The sequence below is a fragment of the Microbulbifer pacificus genome (genome assembly GCF_002959965.1).
Taxonomy (GTDB): domain Bacteria; phylum Pseudomonadota; class Gammaproteobacteria; order Pseudomonadales; family Cellvibrionaceae; genus Microbulbifer; species Microbulbifer pacificus_A.
Genome location: NZ_PREV01000027.1, coordinates 1,082,574 through 1,100,929, shown reverse-complemented (window position 1 = coordinate 1,100,929; position 18,356 = coordinate 1,082,574). Strand labels below are relative to the sequence as shown.

The 18,356-nt window shown below is 59.2% G+C and carries 9 protein-coding genes; 4 read left to right on the top strand and 5 right to left on the bottom strand.

The annotated features are described in order from the left end of the window. Positions 1-24: 24 nt before the first annotated feature. Positions 25-8,370, bottom strand: coding sequence for a GH36-type glycosyl hydrolase domain-containing protein (locus C3938_RS15405; protein ID WP_158681725.1), 8,346 nt, complete (start codon positions 8,368-8,370; stop codon positions 25-27). Between C3938_RS15405 and C3938_RS17955 the strand changes: the two genes are divergently transcribed. Next, positions 8,353-8,700 carry a hypothetical protein gene (locus tag C3938_RS17955; RefSeq protein WP_158681724.1) on the top strand — a complete coding sequence of 116 codons (348 nt, stop codon included), beginning with the start codon at positions 8,353-8,355 and terminating at the stop codon, positions 8,698-8,700. The genes C3938_RS15405 and C3938_RS17955 overlap by 18 nt on opposite strands. Here C3938_RS17955 and C3938_RS15400 read toward each other — a convergent pair. Further along, positions 8,691-9,698, bottom strand: a complete 1,008-nt coding sequence (locus C3938_RS15400) for a universal stress protein (protein ID WP_105104110.1) — start codon at positions 9,696-9,698, stop codon at positions 8,691-8,693. The genes C3938_RS17955 and C3938_RS15400 overlap by 10 nt on opposite strands. 369 nt (positions 9,699-10,067) lie before the next feature. After that, the gene (locus C3938_RS15395; RefSeq protein ID WP_158681723.1) at positions 10,068-11,426 is read right to left on the bottom strand and encodes an alginate export family protein; all 1,359 of its coding nucleotides are present in this window, start codon (positions 11,424-11,426) and stop codon (positions 10,068-10,070) included. Between the two features lie 135 nt (positions 11,427-11,561). Between C3938_RS15395 and modA the strand changes: the two genes are divergently transcribed. The 3 genes from modA to modC are packed head-to-tail and all read left to right on the top strand — an operon-like array spanning position 11,562 to position 14,227. Further along, on the top strand, positions 11,562-12,401 hold the full coding sequence (gene modA, locus C3938_RS15390) for a molybdate ABC transporter substrate-binding protein (RefSeq protein WP_233998944.1): 840 nt from the start codon (positions 11,562-11,564) through the stop codon (positions 12,399-12,401). Further along, positions 12,391-13,083 carry a molybdate ABC transporter permease subunit gene (gene modB, locus C3938_RS15385; RefSeq protein WP_199775626.1) on the top strand — a complete coding sequence of 231 codons (693 nt, stop codon included), beginning with the start codon at positions 12,391-12,393 and terminating at the stop codon, positions 13,081-13,083. The genes modA and modB overlap by 11 nt, the downstream gene beginning before the upstream one ends. 55 nt (positions 13,084-13,138) lie before the next feature. Beyond that, positions 13,139-14,227, top strand: coding sequence for a molybdenum ABC transporter ATP-binding protein (gene modC / locus C3938_RS15380; protein ID WP_105104108.1), 1,089 nt, complete (start codon positions 13,139-13,141; stop codon positions 14,225-14,227). 12 nt (positions 14,228-14,239) lie between these two features. Here modC and C3938_RS15375 read toward each other — a convergent pair whose 3' ends face one another. Next, on the bottom strand, positions 14,240-15,046 hold the full coding sequence (locus C3938_RS15375) for a TOBE domain-containing protein (RefSeq protein WP_105104107.1): 807 nt from the start codon (positions 15,044-15,046) through the stop codon (positions 14,240-14,242). Positions 15,047-15,182: 136 nt separating this feature from the next. Then, positions 15,183-18,356: an efflux RND transporter permease subunit gene (locus C3938_RS15370; RefSeq protein ID WP_105104106.1), complete on the bottom strand. Its 3,174-nt coding sequence runs from the start codon at positions 18,354-18,356 to the stop codon at positions 15,183-15,185.

The following is an 18,356-nucleotide window of genomic DNA, read 5'->3' as shown; positions in this document are numbered from 1 at the left end:
CAGTGTCAAATGTTCTCCATCGGCTTACTCCGTGGAGACCACCGGTGTGCGCGCATAGGTAACCACGACCCGGTGCGTGTTGCCATCATCGGTTAACGGAATCTGATCACCCTCAATGACCCGACCATTCAAGCGCATTTCCGCGCTATGTCGGTCGAGACCACCGCAGTTCCTGACTTCAATCTCATAGCGGCTACTGCGGTGGCGCAGCGACACCCGATATACGTCCCAGGCGTCTGGCAGGCAGGGTTTGATCTCCAGCCGGTTGCCACCATAAATTCTCAACCCGAGCAGCGCCTCCAGCGCGCCGCGATATAGCCAGCCGGATGCTCCGGAATACCAGGTCCAGCCTCCCCGCCCTATATGGGGTGCCACACCATAGACATCACCGGCCAGCACATAGGGTTCGGTTTTATAGCGGGCAACGCCCTCGGCGCTGCTGGTATGTGTGACCGGATTGATCAGGCTGAACAGGTGATGCGCGCGCTCGCAATGATTGAGGCCGGCACTGGCCCAGACCGACCAGGTTGCCGCGTGGGTGTACTGGCCTCCGTTTTCCCGGATACCGGGGGGATATCCTTTGATATACCCGGGATCTTTCTTGGTTTTATCAAAGGCGGGTTTCAACAGCAGAATCTGGCGGGCATCCTCCTGCACCAGATGTTCATAAGCCGAGTGCATGGCCTGTTTTGCCCGCTCCGTCGGCGACTCCTGGGAGAGCACCGACCAGGTCTGCGCAATCAGGTCAATGTTGCACTCGTCGCTGTCCTTCGATCCGACAGGTGTGCCATCGTCATAATAGGCGCGGCGATACCAGGCGCCGTCCCAGCCACTTTCCTCCACCTGAAGGCGAAAGTTCTCACCCAGTGCTCGGTAGTGTTCGGCAAGTCCGGTATCGCCGATGTATTCGCACAGTGGCGCCATCTCACGGCATACCCGCAGTAGAAACCAGCCCATCCAAACACTTTCGCCGCGGCCAGTGGTACTGATGCGGTTAAAGCCGTCGTTCCAGTCACCGTTGCCGATCACCGGTAAGCCGTGTGGGCCTACGGCACTTGCTCTCTCGATCGCCCGACAGCAGTGTTCGTAGAGCGAACCGGATTCCTCGCTGGTTTCAAACTCCGCGTAGCGCTCGTGCTCGTCTTTCTGCAGTGGTGCGCCGTGCAGATAGGAAACCGTCTCGTCGAGAATACTGTAGTCACCGGTGGTACGAATATATTGGGCGGTAACGAAGGGCAGCCATAACAGATCGTCGGAGCACCGGGTGCGCACACCTCGCAGGGGGTTTTCATGCCACCAGTGCAGTACGTCACCGTCCTGAAACTGGCGCGTTGCCGAGCGCAGAATATGTTCACGGGTCCATTCGGGGTGCGTCCACAACAGCGCCTGCACATCCTGCAGCTGGTCGCGGAAGCCGAAGGCGCCGCTGGACTGGTAAAAACCGCTGCGCCCCCAAAGCCGGCAGGCCAGTGTCTGGTAGGGCAGCCAACGGTTGACCATAATCTCGGTAGCCTTGTCCGGGACCTCTACCTGTACGGCACCGAGATAGTCTTCCCAGAATTGTTCGCTCTCCCTGCGCGAGGCTTCCGCACGCTCCGGATGACGGAACTCCTTCGCCAGCGCAAGGGCCGTGGCGCGGTCCGAGCCCTCCCCCATAACGAAATACACCTGTTTGGTTTCACCCGCGGCGAGATCGACGTGCACCTGATAGGCGGCACAGGGGTCACCACCGCACTGTACGCGCCCGGAGAGACCGATCCGGAACAGAGCCTCGGGGGCTTCCAGGCCTGTGCCAGAGCCGATAAATTCGTGGCGATCCGTAGTCAATCCATGGGGGGATTTACTGGCAGTCAGGAAGGCCACCCCCGGTTTGGCATTCGGCACGAAGGCATTGCGTGCAAGTAGCGCACAGCTGTCGGACTCGAATTCGCTGACGATATGCTGCCAGCTGTTGGCCCGTACCAACCCCTGTACCCACTCTGCATAGTAGGTCGCGGTAAGACGTCGCGGCCTGTCCCAGCAGTTGCTCAGGGTCAGACGGCATATTTTTACCGGTGCCCTGCGGTCGACATAAACCCGCAGCGACTGTCGGAGCCCGTGGCTGTTATTGCAAAACTCCGTATACCCCGCACCGTGATGGACCTGATACGGGCCGGGTGCCGGTCGCGGCGCCGGTGTCGGCGTCCACACTTCCGCGGTCTCTTCGTCGCGCAGGTACAACACCTCGCCACTGGGGTCGCGCACCGGATCGTTGTTCCATGCGGTCAGACGATGCTCGCCACTGTTTCCGCTCCAGGTACAAATGGACCCCCCCTCCGACACCAGGCAGCCGAAATCCGGGTTGGCGATAACGTTAACCCAGGGCGCCGGCGGGCGCTGCCCCGCCTCAAGATGCATCACATATTCGCGGCCATCCGCGGAGAAACCACCGAGACCGTTATCGAACAACAGATCCTGTGGGCGCTCTAGCGCTGGTGTCGGCAGTACCCTGCTGTCCGCGGGCGGCACGGGTACGAACGGTGGCATCCGGTGCTGTTGTGAGCGCAGCGCGGCAATGCCCCTGTCGATCTGAGCGGGAATCGAGCCGGCCGCGGAATCGAGAATGACCCGCGCCGCCGCCATTAACGTGATACGTTCGGCGCCGGGGAGTTCCCGCCCGGGAACCATCACCACGGCCCCGGAAAGTTTACGCAGCGTGCGCCCGCGAATATCGACGATCATTTCGTTGAGACGATCGCGGGTTTCCTGCTCATAACCCGCGGAGTCCTCATCGAGGATCACCAGATCAATAGTGAGACCGCGCCCGCACCAGTAGGTATGCGCCTGCAGAATCGGCTCGGCGAACTCCACCTCCTGCTCGCTGCGGATATGTACCAGCAGGATTGGATTGTCACCGGAAATGCCACGGCTCCAAAGCCCGGACTGGATATGCCGGCTGCGCGCGAGAATTCGCGACGGTGCACGCAGGCTCGCCACGGGCGCCAGCACAGCGGACAGCAGGTCCGCGATCCATCGCAAGTTGCCCGCGGGAATATGCAGATTGCGAAGCTCCTGTTCCGACTGCATCCGCGCCAGGTCGAATATCCAGCGGGCCTTGGACCAGGAGCGGTAGGCGCGAAGCGCGGACAGCAGTTCCGTGCGGGATTTACTGACACCGGTCAGATAGACCACCTCAATTTCCGACTGCGGCGGAATAGTGACTTGCTGGGCGGCGGCAATGACCGGGTCGAGAACCGCTCCGGTGGCGCCCGTAAAGCCCGCCAGCCCTTCCCACATGGCCTTGGGATGAGCGGTGGAACCGCCGCGGCCAAGGAAGTTGGTGCGATCGGTTTCCCACCCGAGCCTGTACGGCGTATCGGATTGCACCAGTACACACGCCGCCAGGTACACCGGCTTCTCGTGGTCTCCCCGCGGGCGACGACGGTAGAGCATCACCTGCTCATCCGGCAGGTACTGGCTCTCGACAAACAGCTTGGCAAACGCCTGGTGCCTCTGGTCCTCACGCTCCGGCGCCAGGACTACTTCCGCGTAATCCGCGAGCAACAGGTGCCGCTCACGATCGGATTCGTTTCTGATGATCAGGCGGCGCGCTTCAATGTCGTGCTGGGAACTGAGCGCAATATGCAGACGGCAAAACAGCTCCACTTCCCGGCGTTGAAACTCGACACTCTGAGGAGAAAAAATCCCGGTGCAACGGCTGCTATCGCCACCACAAGGCGAGTGTCCTACGGAGAACAATTCTCCGCTGTCGAGATCCCGCACATAGCAAACCCGACCTGAAGAATGTCTGGTGGGGTCCGGCAGCCAGCGCGTCAAGGCAATGTTGTTCCAGTAACTGCCGCTGGAGCCGTCCGCCGCCAGTATCAGGGAATAGTGGCCGTTGGAAAGCAGGTTGTATTGAGGAAGCGCTCGCGCCGGTGTGGCGGTCCAGGTGTCGAGCACCATATCGGCCTGAAAGCTCCGCATCACACCAGGCCGCTTCCAGGGTTTTAACGCGGGGGGAGATACCGGCAGGCGTTCGTATAACAGCGGCGTGAGCCCACTGATACGAGTATCGCTATGGAAGCGATTCAGCATGACATTCCCATGCAGATAATTGTTCAGCGCCAGAAAAATCATGCCCTGATGGTGGCTCATGTAAGAGCGCACGACCCGGGCCCGGCGCGGCGCCGGCTTGGAGGTGCGACCGAAGTCGATGGCCTCATACAGCCCGAATTGCCCATAACCGCCGTGATTACGCAGCTGACGTAGATTTTCCATCACCCGCTCGGCGCCGAATGGCAATGCCATCATAGAGGCGTAGGGAGCGATAACCAGGCGCTCACCGAGATCGCGACGAAACCCGATCCCGGGTACGCCAAAGGCGCGATATTGATAGTGAAGCTGGGCATCCAACTCATAAAATCCGGACTCGGCAATGCCCCAGGGAAGGCCGAAACGTTCGGCAAATTCCCGGTGCACAGCGATTGCGTTTCGACAGGCCCGCCCCATCAGGCTGTGCTCCGGAGTGCGCATCAACAGGCTGGGCATCAGATACTCAAACAGGGTCGCACTCCAGGACATGAGCACGACCTTGCGTCGCAGATGGCGGAACGGGCGCTCGAGATGACGCCAGTGGCGGGCGGGCACATCGCCCTTGGCGATGGCAATGAATCCGGTCAAACGGGATTCCGAAGCCAACAGATCGTAGTAGTTTGCATCAAGCGCAGCATCGTTGATGTTGTAGCCGATGTGGAAAAGATGGCGCTCGGCGTCGTACAGGAAGGCAAAATCCATTTCCGCCACCCACTGCCGGGCGCGATTGGCGAGGCGCTGCAGATCACGGCGGAACCGCTCTGCATTTTCACGGGCCATAGCCAGCGCGTTGCGTAAATTTCTGCACCAGAGGATTTCATCCGCTCCGGAGTCCGCCAATGCGCTGGTTAGAGAGCGCTCCAGTCTGCCCAGCGCGATGTCCGCTGCCTGGCAGGCCTGCGGCATCGATGCAAGACTGATTTCGCTTTTCAGAATGGTTACAAGCGACTGGAAATCATTGCCACATGGTGTGTCCTGCTGCCGACACAGAGCGGGACACTGCGGCAGCAACCGCGCCCATGGCTCCAGGTGCTCCTGATAGCGCCGCGCGGCAGTCGCCTGCTGCTGCAATTCATCCAGCCAGCGACGCAGGCGGCCAAGGGATTCTGTGCTGAAGTTTTCGTCATCCTCGATCAATGCCAGTATTCGATCCTGTAACAGCGGTATTTCGCGCTCGTTAATGGCATCGATGGTTTGCCACCAGTGATCTCCACCCTCCTCCTCATCCAGTCGCCGACGCAATTCCGCTATATGCGTGCAGAGCGCCACTACCTCCGCGGGGATTTTATCCTTATCCGCCGACTCCAGTGTTTCCGCAACTACTCCGAGCGTATCCGCAATTCCCCGCACCAGCTGGCGACCACAGATCGCACGGGTGTGCAGCTCCTCCAGGCCGCCGGCAAGAGTGAGGAAGCTACCGGCGAGATTGCCACTGTCCACGGTGGAAACATACCGGGGATTCAGCGGATGCAATTCGCGGGTTTCATACCAGTTGAGAAAATGTCCACGGTATCGCTCCAGCCCGCGCATGCGCTCAAAACTGTTACTGAGTCGTGCCAGCAGCTGGGTCAGATCGAGATAACCGAAATCGTACGCACTGAGAATGGAGAGAAGGCCGAGACCGATATTGGTAGGCGAAGTACGCCGCGCGAGTACCGCCACCGGTTCTTCCTGGTAATTGTCCGGTGGCAACCAGTGATCATCCGGCCCCATGAAGTGCTGGAAGAAATACCAGGTGCGCCGGCTCAACAGCCGCAACTCCAGCTCTTCCTCTACGCTCAACGGTCGCGATGCTACTTTGCGCGGCCGACTGACACGTGTAACCAGTACCGGTACAGACAACCATGCCAGCAACAGCGGTGCCGCGGCCAGCAGTCCAAGGGGAGATACCACCACCAGTCCCAGCGTCACCAGAACCGCCGTCAGCGGGCAAACCCACAGCTCGCGGAAACCGCGGCTCACAAGCGAGCCCGCCCCGACTGCGCGATTCACATGGGCCGCCGATGTCCACTGCAGCAGGTTCCGACGTGAAATTCCCAGGCGATACAGGACGCGAATGATGGCATCCACGGAGTTCACCGCTTGCGCGGGCAGGATGGCGAGTGAAAGCAGCCAGTGCAGTGTCCGTTGATACAGGTTTGCCGGGCTCGCCCGCAGGTGGCGATGTGCACGAACCGGGTCCGCCGCGCTGCGCCACACCAGCGACATTATTTCGATCCACACCGGAGAGGCGGTAATCAGGAGCAGCCCCAGTGTCCACATCCATGCCCCGCCCGGTAACATACCGCCCCAGGCCAGCAGGAACAGGGCCAGTGCGCTCGGTGCTTCGATACTGCGGCGCAGGTTATCGATGATTTTCCAGCGCTGAATCGCCGGTAATGGATTCAGTACCTGTTCGTCGCCTTCCAGGCGAACCCACTTGCGCAGCCACGGTAGCAGCTGCCAGTCCCCTCTGATCCAGCGATGTGCCCGCCGTAACAGCGCGTATACATTGGGCGGATACTGCTCGTAAAACACCGCATCGGACATCAGTGCCGCGCCGCCAATCGCTCCCTCAAGCAAATCGTGACTCAGAATACTGTTCGGTGCGAGATGACCCGCAAGGGTCTGCGTGAATACCCGTGGATCATAAATCCCTTTGCCGGCAAAAATGCCCTCGCCAAACAGGTCCTGATACGCGTCCGACACGGCGTTGGTGTAGAGATCGACACTGCGGTCTCCAGAGAAAATTTCGCTGAACAGCGTCTCATCCGATCCCGCGGGATCGGTCTCAAGCCGCGGCTGCAGGAAACCGTAACCGGCGACGACCCGGCGACTGTTATCGTCAATCACTGCACGGTTGAGAGGATGGGCCATGGTGGCGATCAAGCGTGCCGCGGTTCCCGGCGGCATCTGGCTGTCCGCATCCAGTGTGACGACGAAATGGATGTGCTGCAGCTGTTGCCGATCCCCGAAACAGACGGTAAAGCTGTGGTCATCGTGCCCCTTCAGCAAACGGTTGAATTCGATCAGCTTGCCGCGTTTTCTCTCCCACCCCATCCAACAGTTTTCCGCGGGGTTCCAGCGTCGTTCACGATGCAGAAACAGAAACGGCAGGCGTTTTTTGTCATCGCTGTCACTTTCCGTCACGTCGCTTGCGTATGACGCATTGAGTGCGTCAATACGTTTTTTTGCCACCTGCAGCAACGCATCATCGCTCGAGACCTGCTGGCTATCGGCATCGGCGAAATCACTGAGTACCACATACACCAGATTCGGATCTGCATTGTTGAGATAGTTGGTCTCCACGCACTGCAGGATACGCTCAATGTCTTCCTCATCGGCAAACAGTACCGGGGTAATCACTGCCGAGCGCAGCTCGCCGGGGATACCGCGGTCAAAATCCATTTTCGGAAGCTGGCGGGGACGCAGACTGTGCGTTATCAAACCGTTCACAAGTGCGAGGGCGACGCCCACCAAGGGCACGCTGGCGAGCATCACCACAAACAGTGTCAATAGCGCGGAAGCACCAGTGGTCAACAGATAGACCGACAGCAACAGCAGTGGTGGTGATGACAGCAGAGCAAGGGCGGAGAAATAGACGCGGGAGGGGTGTTTTAATACACGTTCATGCACCCGCTGCGGAACATTCGCACGATAACCAACAGCGGCCTCAAGGCTGGAGCGACCTTCACCCACCAGGTAGTAACCGATATGGCGTTTGCGGATCTCGTCGGCATCCTGATCACACAGCTCGATTACCCGCGCGGCGACGCGGTGCTCCGCCGAGTCACTACCGCGGGCAAGCTGCTGAATAACCGCGCGATACTGATCGCGGGTGGTGAAATCCATTTTGTCATAGGCACCGGCGGGATCTGTACACAGAATTCGCTCCACCCGGCTGAGGGATTCCACAAACTCCCGCCAGTCGTGATTGCGCAATTCCCGCAGGCTGATGATGGTGCTGGCGATGCCGAGGCTTTCCGGTTCAACACCATCGACAATATCGCCCAATATCCCCTCGGCGAATTCCGCCAGATTTCGCAGCAGGCTCAGGCGCAACAGTGCCGGTAGTGCCCAGAGTTCGCCCGTAGTGAGGATGGTGGTGTCCTGATAACGTTCAACCAACCCGGTGGCCGACTCCATATCCAGCGGTTGCCGCACATCCGACACCAGTGCCTCCGCCAGTGCACGGGCGCGCAGGTCCGTTCCGCCATCTGCACGCGCGACTTTGGGAAGCTGCCTGAGATACTTACGCGGCAGGGACTCTCGCACAAGCGCCAGTGACTCCTGCACAATGTGGCGATTATCCAGCAACCACTCCTCGCCGCGAGTGCCTTTTTCACCAGACTCCACCCGCGCCGCCAGCCGTCGGTAAATTTCCTGGAAATCCTTTTCGAGGTGACGCAGATAGGTGTGCAGGCGGAAGTGTCGATGGATGTCAACGACATGCCGATGGCGTTTGGCAAGGGCTTCGATTTCTTCGAGATGGTGTTGCTCGTCGTTCGCGCTTTGCTGCTCTGGCCGTTCGACATTACCTGGAGTATTTTTTGCGGCCGCCACGATGCGGGGCCATTTTCTGCGCGCAAGAAACCTGCGCGCACGACCGAGTTGGTCGGTTTTTCCGCGACGCAATTTCATTGGTGAGCAGTACTGTTGTGGTCATTAATGGAATTTTTGATTTTAAAAACGTCGGCGCCGGACCGCAGTGACTGTAATTGCGATTCCGGAAGATCCTGAAATACCAGAACCGGGCGCGCACTGCGGCACAGGACCGTCTGACAGATAGCGCCGGTACCCTGCTGACCGCCGGTCTGCCAATCGTGAGCGCTGATCGCAATCAGATCGGCCCCCTCTTCCGCAGCCGTTGCGTAAACGCACTCAGCTACGTTCTGGGCCACCAGCAGTCTGGAATGCACCTTGATGCCGTTTTGAAGTTGTCGGGCGATTTCCTCCAGATACGCCTCGCCAGCCCGCCGGTTGCATTCAACAAACTTCTCCCGTGTAGCGTGTTCTTCCCGGGTAATCGGCATACGTCGTGGCATTTCCGGAATCGCGATCACCTGCAGTAGCAGGATTTCCGCTTTCTGCCCGCGCATCAGCGATGCCACCTGACAGGCGACCCACTCGGAGCGTGGTGAACCATCCATCGAGACGAGAACTTTTCGATACGACGTATCCGCGCCGACTGGCGCCTGCCCGGGGCGAACAATCAGGCAGGAACGACCGGCAGCACTGAGTACCTTGTGCGCGGTGCTGCCGAAATCAAACCGACTGACACCACCCTTGCCGTAGGCCGTGAGAACAATCAGGTCGATATCATGGTGCTCGCAGTATTCGACGATCTGCTCGGCCGGACGGCCCTCCACTATGGCCTGGGTTATCGTGATTTCTCTGCCATCCGCACCGTGACCGGTATTGCTGATGTTTTGAGACAGCCGGTTCATGTAACTACGCAATTCCGCGCGACGCAGCCGCCAGTCAACCGGGTCGGCGCAGTGATCATCGGTTCGGGAGGGAGATTTCTGTACGTGAAGGAGATGAATCTCGGCCGCCGTGTCGCGGGCAACGGCAACGGCGTGAGCGATGGCTTCTTCGGCAAGTGAAGAGCTGTCCAATGGCACAAGAATACGTTTGAACGGCATTTAGCCCCCAATTGATCAGCACAAGCGTAAATAACAAGATATATGGACGTCAGCGGTGTTATGGCGAACCACGAGTTCGGGAATGGCTGGCGTCTAAAATGCTACGGACGTTGGAAATAGACTGTGCATTCAGCTTAGTCGCGGTTATAGCTGAAGAAGGAAATTTCGCGAAAACTCGTGTAGAAAACAGAGCCAAGTTGACGCATGCAGCACGCCGCTGCTGTGTGCGCTGGCAGTATTCTCTGCCGGCGCCTCGATAGGACTGTTACCGGTGTACAGGCACCATGTCGTTGAAGCAGCACCACCCAAGACCCAGGTGGCGTGTGAGCTGTGGGGTAAACCGAAATCGGGCAGTGGCTTGAAGGTTCGTCAGAACTTCAGGGTGACCTGGCAATAAAGATAAGTCGCCGGTACCGTTTCGCCGCTGGCATCTTTGAGCGCGGCGCCCCTCGCCAGATATGCGCCACCTATTTCCGACTCGACGCTCTCCGTGAGCGGCGCCTGCAGGCGCACCTCCCACTGATGCCCGACAAAGCGGGCGCCATTGTCTGCACTGATCCCCGCTGTTGACTGGCCATCGGCGGTGCTTGCGCGCCATATCGCGCGATAGCCGACCAGCCCCTGTACGGTCGCCTCCGGAATCCAGTGGCCGGACTGGAATTGCCAGCGCACACCGGGCGACACAATATTGGTTCGGGCAAAGGCACCCCAGATGCCGGTCGGCCCGAAATCGAAGCGACGCGCGCCATACAGTGTATCGAAACGATTGTTCTCATCGTCCGCTTCGGAGCGATCACCGCTGGCATAATCCAGCTGCAGTCTGAGTTGCGATCTCAGCGCGTCATTGAACTGGTAGCGCCACTCCCCATGGGCGAAGCCTGCCCGATGGAGGAGGCGCGACGCATCCGGCGACGTTCCGCTTCTGGAGTAGCCAAACTGCCAGGCGGCTTCCAGCTCATAGCCCCAGGTATCTGGGATCGCGGCTTTGCGGGAGAAGAATCCGAGCGTAGTGAGTTCGCGGTCGCGGGTGGCAACGTTGGGTTGGTCGGACTCGTCGAGCCTCAATGCGTACAGAACCAGCGCCTCGGTTTCCCGATACAGTCCCCAGATGCGGGTGCCGCGCAATGCCCGATCCACCCCATAGTCGTTCTCCGCCAGTGCGGGCCTGTCGACGGGGTTCCTCTGGATGGGGTTGTACCAGAAAGCCTGCCAGTAACCAGGGTGCTCATGCGCGGGTTGCCACTGAATCCCGACGCCCTCGAAATTGTTGAGCGTATTCCGGAAACGGTTGCGTGCCAGCAACCGGCGGCTGCCGAGATCCGCCGTCAGCCGGCCGGCTTTGACCTCGAGATCACCGCTCCGCCAGGTACCCCGCCAGCCCAGATAGTACTGCAACGGTGTCAGGACGTTGATGTCGTCCGTGCCAAGTGGCGTCTCACGATCGCCTTTCCAGGCGCGGGAATCCTGCAATTCACCACCCGCAAACCAGTGATCACCCGTGTAACGGAGGTGCGCCAGCAACCGGGAAACCGCCAGCTGGTCGTCATTGCCGTGACGGAAGCTGTTGTTGAGACTCTCGTAACGCAGACGGTAGCTGCCATCGAACCGGATACGGGGCGATCCATCATTGTGACCGGAAGCGGGTTCCGCTTCGCGTTCCTGTGCCAACAGCGGAGTACTGGCAACAAGCAGCAGCAACCCTTTTGCCGTCCTTATCCTGAGATCCATTCTTCCCCTCTCCATTTCATCTCCGGTTTCTGGCGGATGACCAGTGGTTATCTGCTTGAAAATTTTCGTTATATACACAACTATATAGCGCTGCCAGAATAATCAGCCGCAATGAAGTGGTCAAGGAGGTTTAAAGTGAAATGCCAGTCATGGCGAAGGATACAGCGGTGCCTGTTGCTGGCCGTGGCGATGTTGAGTGCCGCGGTGCGCGCAGACGAACTGACAATCGCGGTTGCGTCCAACTTCACTGCTCCGATGCAGGAGATCACCAGGCAATTCGAGAAACGCAGCGGGCACAAGGTGAGGCTGGCATTCGGCTCCTCCGGAAAGTTTTTTGCACAGATCAGTCACGGCGCCCCATATCACGCGTTCTTTTCCGCGGATCAGGACAAGCCCCAACGGCTGGACAAACTCGGTCAGACCACCAAGGACAGTCGCTTTACTTATGCGGAAGGCAAATTGGTGCTCTGGTCCAGCGAACCGGGAGTGGTGGATGCCAAGGGCACGGTATTGAATCAGGGGGCCTACAACAAGCTGGCTATCGCCAATCCGAAACTCGCACCCTACGGTGCAGCGGCGTTAGAAGTGCTGCGGCATCTGCAGATTGAAGAGCAGTCCCGCACTCACTGGATACTGGGCGAAAATATTTCCCAAACCTACCAGTTTGTCGCGAGCGGCAACGCGGATCTTGGACTGGTCGCCTTGTCCCAGGTACTCAAAAACGGCGAGGTTACGAGCGGTTCTGCCTGGATTGTACCGACACAACTTTACCGCCCGATTCGGCAGGACGCCGTAATTCTGAAACGGGGCACGGAGCTGCCGGCGCTGCGGGAGTTCTGGGCATTTGTGCAGAGCGAGGAAGCGAGGGCAATCATCCGCGCCTATGGCTACAACACGCCCGCACCAGCCGCGAGTAACAGTAACAACCGTCGAGAAGCGCCCATCCACAACACCGGACACAATCATGCTGAGTGATGCCGATCTCACGGCCATCTGGCTCACATTGCGGCTGGCCACCACGGTTACGGTTCTGTTGTTGCTGCTCGGCACCCCGCTAGCCCTGTGGCTGGCGAGAACCTCCTCGCCCTTCAAAGGCCCGGTAAGCGCGCTGGTGGCATTGCCTCTGGTGCTGCCACCCACGGTGCTCGGTTTTTACCTGCTGATTTTCATGGGCCCATCCGGCCCCCTGGGAAGGTTTACCGAAATGCTTGGAATGGGCACCCTGCCCTTTACCTTCTGGGGACTGGTGGTGGCATCGTTACTGTATTCGCTGCCCTTTGTAGTACAGCCAATCCAGAATGCCATTGAGGCACAGGGAGCCCGGCCGGCGGAAGTTGCGGCAACACTGCGCGCTGGTCCGTGGGATCGTTTCTGGCATGTGACCCTGCCGTTGGCCAGGCCGGGCATTCTCACAGCATCCGTGCTGGGATTTGCCCATACGGTCGGCGAATTCGGCGTGGTATTGATGATCGGCGGCAATATTCCCGGAGAAACCCGTGTGGTTTCCGTGCAGATTTACGACCACGTGGAGGCGCTGGAATACACCCAGGCACACTGGCTGTCGGCGGCGATGATCGGCTTCTCGTTCTTCATTCTGCTGCTTCTGTACAGGCTGCAACATCGAAAATCGGCATCGGGAATGCGTTATGGGATTTGATTCCGTATTACCTGCCGCTGGATCATGCGGTATTTCCGGACATTTCAGGTTGTCGATGTCACCGAGTACGGCAGCCCGACAATTCTCGCTGGATGTGCAACTGGCATTACCGGGGCGTGGTGTCACCGGCATTTTCGGTCCGTCCGGCTCGGGAAAAACCACTCTGCTCCGCTGCATTGCCGGCCTGCAACCCTGCAAAGACGGCAGCCTCAATGTAAATGGGGAATCGTGGCAGATTTCAGGCAACACACTGCCAGTACACAGACGGCCCCTGGGATTCGTGTTTCAGCAGCCGAGTCTGTTCCCGCATCTGAGCGCCGGGGGTAATCTCGCGTTTGCGCGCAAGCGCGCCTGGGAGAAGGTCTCCGGGGCGGAGTACGAACAGATCATTGACCTGATGGGCATAGAACACCTGCTCGCGCAGAATCCGGCGGCGCTTTCCGGCGGGGAACAGCAGCGGGTGGCCATCGCCCGCGCATTGCTGGTGAAACCACGCCTGCTGTTGATGGACGAGCCGCTTGCCTCCCTGGACCAGATACGCAAGCGGGAAATCCTTCCCTATCTTGAAAAGCTGCATCGCACACTGGATATCCCGATTCTGTATGTCAGCCACTCGGTGGAGGAGATTGCCCGACTGTCTGATCACCTGCTACTGATGGAGGAAGGAAAAATTACCCGAGAGGGAGCGCCAACAACCATACTGTCCCGCGCGGATTTTCCGGTTCAACTGGGAGACGATCTGGGCGTACTGGTGGAAGCGCGCATTGCCGAACGCAACAGCGAATGGCTTCTGGCACGTGCGCAGTTTACCGGCGGCAATTTGTGGCTGCGCGACAGCGGCGAGGCGGTAGGCGAAACGATCCGAGTGCGTATTCTGGCACGCGACATCAGCCTGTCTCTGGATGAAGATTCCCGCAGCAGCATTCTCAACCGGTTGCCCGTACGTGTGCAGGAAATTAGCGCGGACCGCGACCCGGCCATGGCGTTGGTCCGCTTACAGCCCGAGCCGAAAAACGCACCCTTGGAGTCAGCTGACGAAACCCAGCTGATTGCGCGCATCACCCATCGTTCTCTGCAGCATCTGGATATCAAAATTGGCAGCGAACTGTGGGCGCAGATCAAGTCCGTGGCGATCGTCAGATAAGCATGGGTGCGATCATTCCACCATCAGGATCACGCTGGAGGATTTGAACAGCGCACTGGCCTCATCCCCAACCGCCAGCATCAGCTCTTTCACACTCTCGTTGGTGATGACCGCACCAATGGATTTACCATTACCGAGATCCAGGGAGACATCACTGTTCACCGCGCCGGTTTCAATACGGCTGACCCTTCCCCGGAACCGGTTGCGCGCGCTGGTTTTCAGCCCCACTTCCCTGGTGAGAATAACCCAGGAGGCCTTGACCAGCGCCAACGCGGCGCCGCCCGTGACAAGCTCGAGTGTTTCCACGCTGTCGTTGGTTATCATCGCCACCAGCGGCTGTTCAGCGCCGATATCCAGCATCACTTCCGCGTTGACCGCGCCGGGCTTGATCGCAGTGACTTTGCCTCGGAACTGATTGCGTGCACTGGTTTTCATAAGCCCCACTCCCGCAAATTCCGCGATATCCTCAAACGCCCGCACCTTGCGTCCCACCCGCTCAAGAAACAGCGCGTGCTCTTTTTCCAGTGCGGTAAATCCTTTCAACACTTTTTCACCCAGCGCCGTAAGCGCGGTACCCCCACCCTGGGAGCCTCCGGCGCTACGAACCACCAGGGGCGCCGTGGAGAGGTTGTTCATGGCATCAATGCGATCCCAGGCGGTTTTATAGCTGATGCCCACGCTCTTCGCCGCCGCGGAAATGGAACCGCATTCGGCAATTGCCCGCAGCAATTGCGCCTGTTGGGCCGCGAAAGACGCTTTCCCTTCACGGCCGAGGACAAGGCTGCCCTGTAGATGAGATATTTCTGATTTGGTTTTCATTGCCGCAGTCTAGCAGCCAGCCGGACGCAGGTCTGCTCTACTACAGGCAGGGTTTGCGCTGACAAATCCCGTGAATAAAAAAGGCCGGGGTGCAAACGCATTACCCGGCCAAGGTTTACAGTCTGGTTGATGCCGCTCAGGCGGGCTCGGTCCGCCGCTCGGAGGATCTGCCTTCAAGTTCCAATCTGCCCGTGAAGTCGTCGTCACTCGAGGCAAATTGTTTTCCACCGAACAGTTTTTGCACCACAACGAAGAACAGCGGAATAAAGAAAATACCCAGCAACGTACCTACAATCATGCCTCCCAGTACACCAGTACCGATGGCCTGCTGTGCACCGGAGCCGGCGCCGCTGGCGATTGCCAGCGGCAGTACCCCGAGACCGAAGGCCAGCGAGGTCATGATGATGGGGCGCAGTCGGTCCCGCACCGCGTGCATGGTGGCCTCAATCAGTTCCATACCCGCTTCCAGATTCTGCTTGGCAAACTCCACGATCAGAATCGCGTTCTTGCTGGTCAGGCCCACGGTGGTGAGCATGGCCACCTGGAAGTAAATATCCCGGTCGAAACCGCGGAAATTACTCGCCAGTACCGCGCCGAGAATACCCAGCGGGGCGACCAGCAGTACCGCGGTGGGCACGGTCCAGCTTTCGTACAGTGCCGCCAGGCACAGAAACACGATCAGAATCGACAGTGCGTACAGCAGCGTCGTCTGGGAACCGGCCTGTTGCTCTTGATAAGACAGTGCAGTCCACTCCAGGCCAAAACCTTCCGGCAACTGGCTCACCAGGCGCTCCATTTCAGCCATGGCATCGCCGGAACTCACACCGGGGGCGCCCTGCCCCTGGATCTGTACCGCGGGCACACCGTTGTAGCGTTCCAGTCGCGGTGAGCCGTATTCCCACTCAAAGGTGGCGAAGGAAGACACCGGCACCATCTCGCCGCTGCTGTTACGCACGGACCACAGGCGGAAATCTTCCGGGTTCATCCTAAACGGCGCGTCTGCCTGCATATACACACGCTTGATACGGCCGCGATCGATAAAGTCGTCAATGTACTGACCACCCCAGGCAACGCCGAGGGTGCTATTGATGTTGCCGATGGAAACGCCGAGTGCAGACGCCTTGGCATTGTTCACCTTCAGTTTGAACTGCGGCGTATCCTCCTGGCCATTCGGGCGCACGCCGGTCAGCAGCGGGCTCTGTGCAGCCATACCCAGCAGCTGGTTGCGCGCGTTGGTCAGGGCATCGTGGCCGAGGTTCGCATTGTCCTTCAGGTACATGGCGAAGCCCGCGGAGGTACCCAGCTCCGGCAGTGCCGGCGGTGAGAAGGCGTAGGCAATGGCGTCCTTGATCTGACTCAGGGCACCCATACCGCGCATGGCGACAGACTTGGCCTGCTCGGATTCTTCCTCGCGCTCGTCCCAGTCCTTCAGCTTGATAAACGCCATGGCATTGTTCTGACCGCTACCGGCAAAACTGAAGCCCTGCACCGAGAATACAGATTCCACCAGGTCACTTTCGTTGTTGAGGAAGTGATCTTCCAGCTTCTCCACCGACTCCATCGTGCGCTCCTGGGTCGCACCCACCGGGGTCTGTACCATGGAGAAGAGTACGCCCTGATCCTCCTCCGGCAGGAAGGAGCTGGGAGAACGCACGAACAGGAACACCATCACTGCGGTCAGCAGTCCAAACAACAACATAAAGCGACCGCTGCGGGCGAGAATGCCACGCACGCCGCGCTGGTAGGTTGCCGCGCTGCGATCAAACTTGCGGTTGAACCAGCCAAAGAACCCTTTCTGGCTGCCGTGGGAACCGGGCTTCAGCATGGTGGCGCACAGTGCCGGTGTCAGTACGATGGCAACGAGAACGGAGAAGGCCATGGCCGCAACGATGGTGGCGGAGAACTGGCGGTAGATCACGCCGGTAGAGCCATCCATAAACGCCATGGGCACAAATACCGCCGACAGCACCACGCCGATACCGACCAGCGCGCCGGTGATCTGCTTCATGGATTTCTTGGTCGCGTCCTTGGGTGACAGGTTTTCCTCGTGCATCACCCGCTCGACGTTTTCCACCACCACGATGGCATCGTCCACCAGCAGGCCGATGGCGAGCACCATGGCGAACATGGTCAGCATATTCACCGAGAAACCGAGTACGGACAGCACCCCGAAGGTACCGAGCAACACCACGGGCACCGCGATGGTGGGAATGATGGTCGCGCGAATATTCTGCAGGAACAGCAGCATGACCAGGAACACCAGGATGACCGCTTCCACCAGCGTCTGAATCACGCCTTTGATAGACACTTCCACAAACGGAGTGGTATCGAACGGAATCACGGTCTTCAGACCCGCGGGGAAGTTTGCGTTCATTTCCGCCAGTTTGGCTTTTACCGCATCCGCGGTCTCCAGTGCGTTGGCGCCAGTGGCCAGGGAAACTGCAATACCGGTCGCGGGGGCGCGGTTATAGCGGGTCAGGAAGTCATAGCTCTCCGTGCCCATTTCCACCCGTGCCACATCCCCAAGTTTCAGCACGGAGCCATCGGGGTTGGCCCGCAGAATCACATTGCGGAACTCTTCCGGGGTCTGCATGCGACTCTGCGCGGTAATGCTCGCGTTGAGCTGCTGTCCCTCCACCGCAGGCGTACCGCCGAGGCTGCCGATAGCGACCTGCTGGTTCTGGTTGTTGACCGCGGAAATGATGTCCGTTGGCGTTACCTTGTAGGCATCCAGTTTGTTCGGGTCCAACCAGATACGCATGGCGTACTTGGAACCGAATACCTGGATACTGCCCACGCCCGGTACCCGGCTGAGTGGATCGACCACATTGGATACCACGTAATCCGCGATATCCTCTTTCTGCATAGTGCCATCGGTAGATACGAAACCCGCCACCAGCAGGAATCCCGCGCGCCCTTTACCCACGGTCAGGCCCTGGCGCTGAACGGCTTCCGGCAGCAGCGGCATTGCCAGCTGTAACTTGTTCTGTACCTGCACCTGAGCGATGTCCGGGTCAGTACCGTTGGCAAACGTCAGGGTAACTTCAGTGGTACCGATAGACTGACTGGTGGCAGACATGTACAACAGGCCGTCGAGCCCTTTCATGTTCTGCTCGATCACCTGGGTTACCGTGTCTTCGATGACCTTGGCCGAAGCGCCGGGATAGGCACCGCTGATGGAAACCACCGGCGGGGCAATATCCGGGTAGCGCTCAACCGGCAATTTGGTTATCGCGAGGCCGCCGAACAGCATCACGACAATCGCGATCACCCACGCAAAAATGGGGCGATCAATAAAGAATCCTGCCAT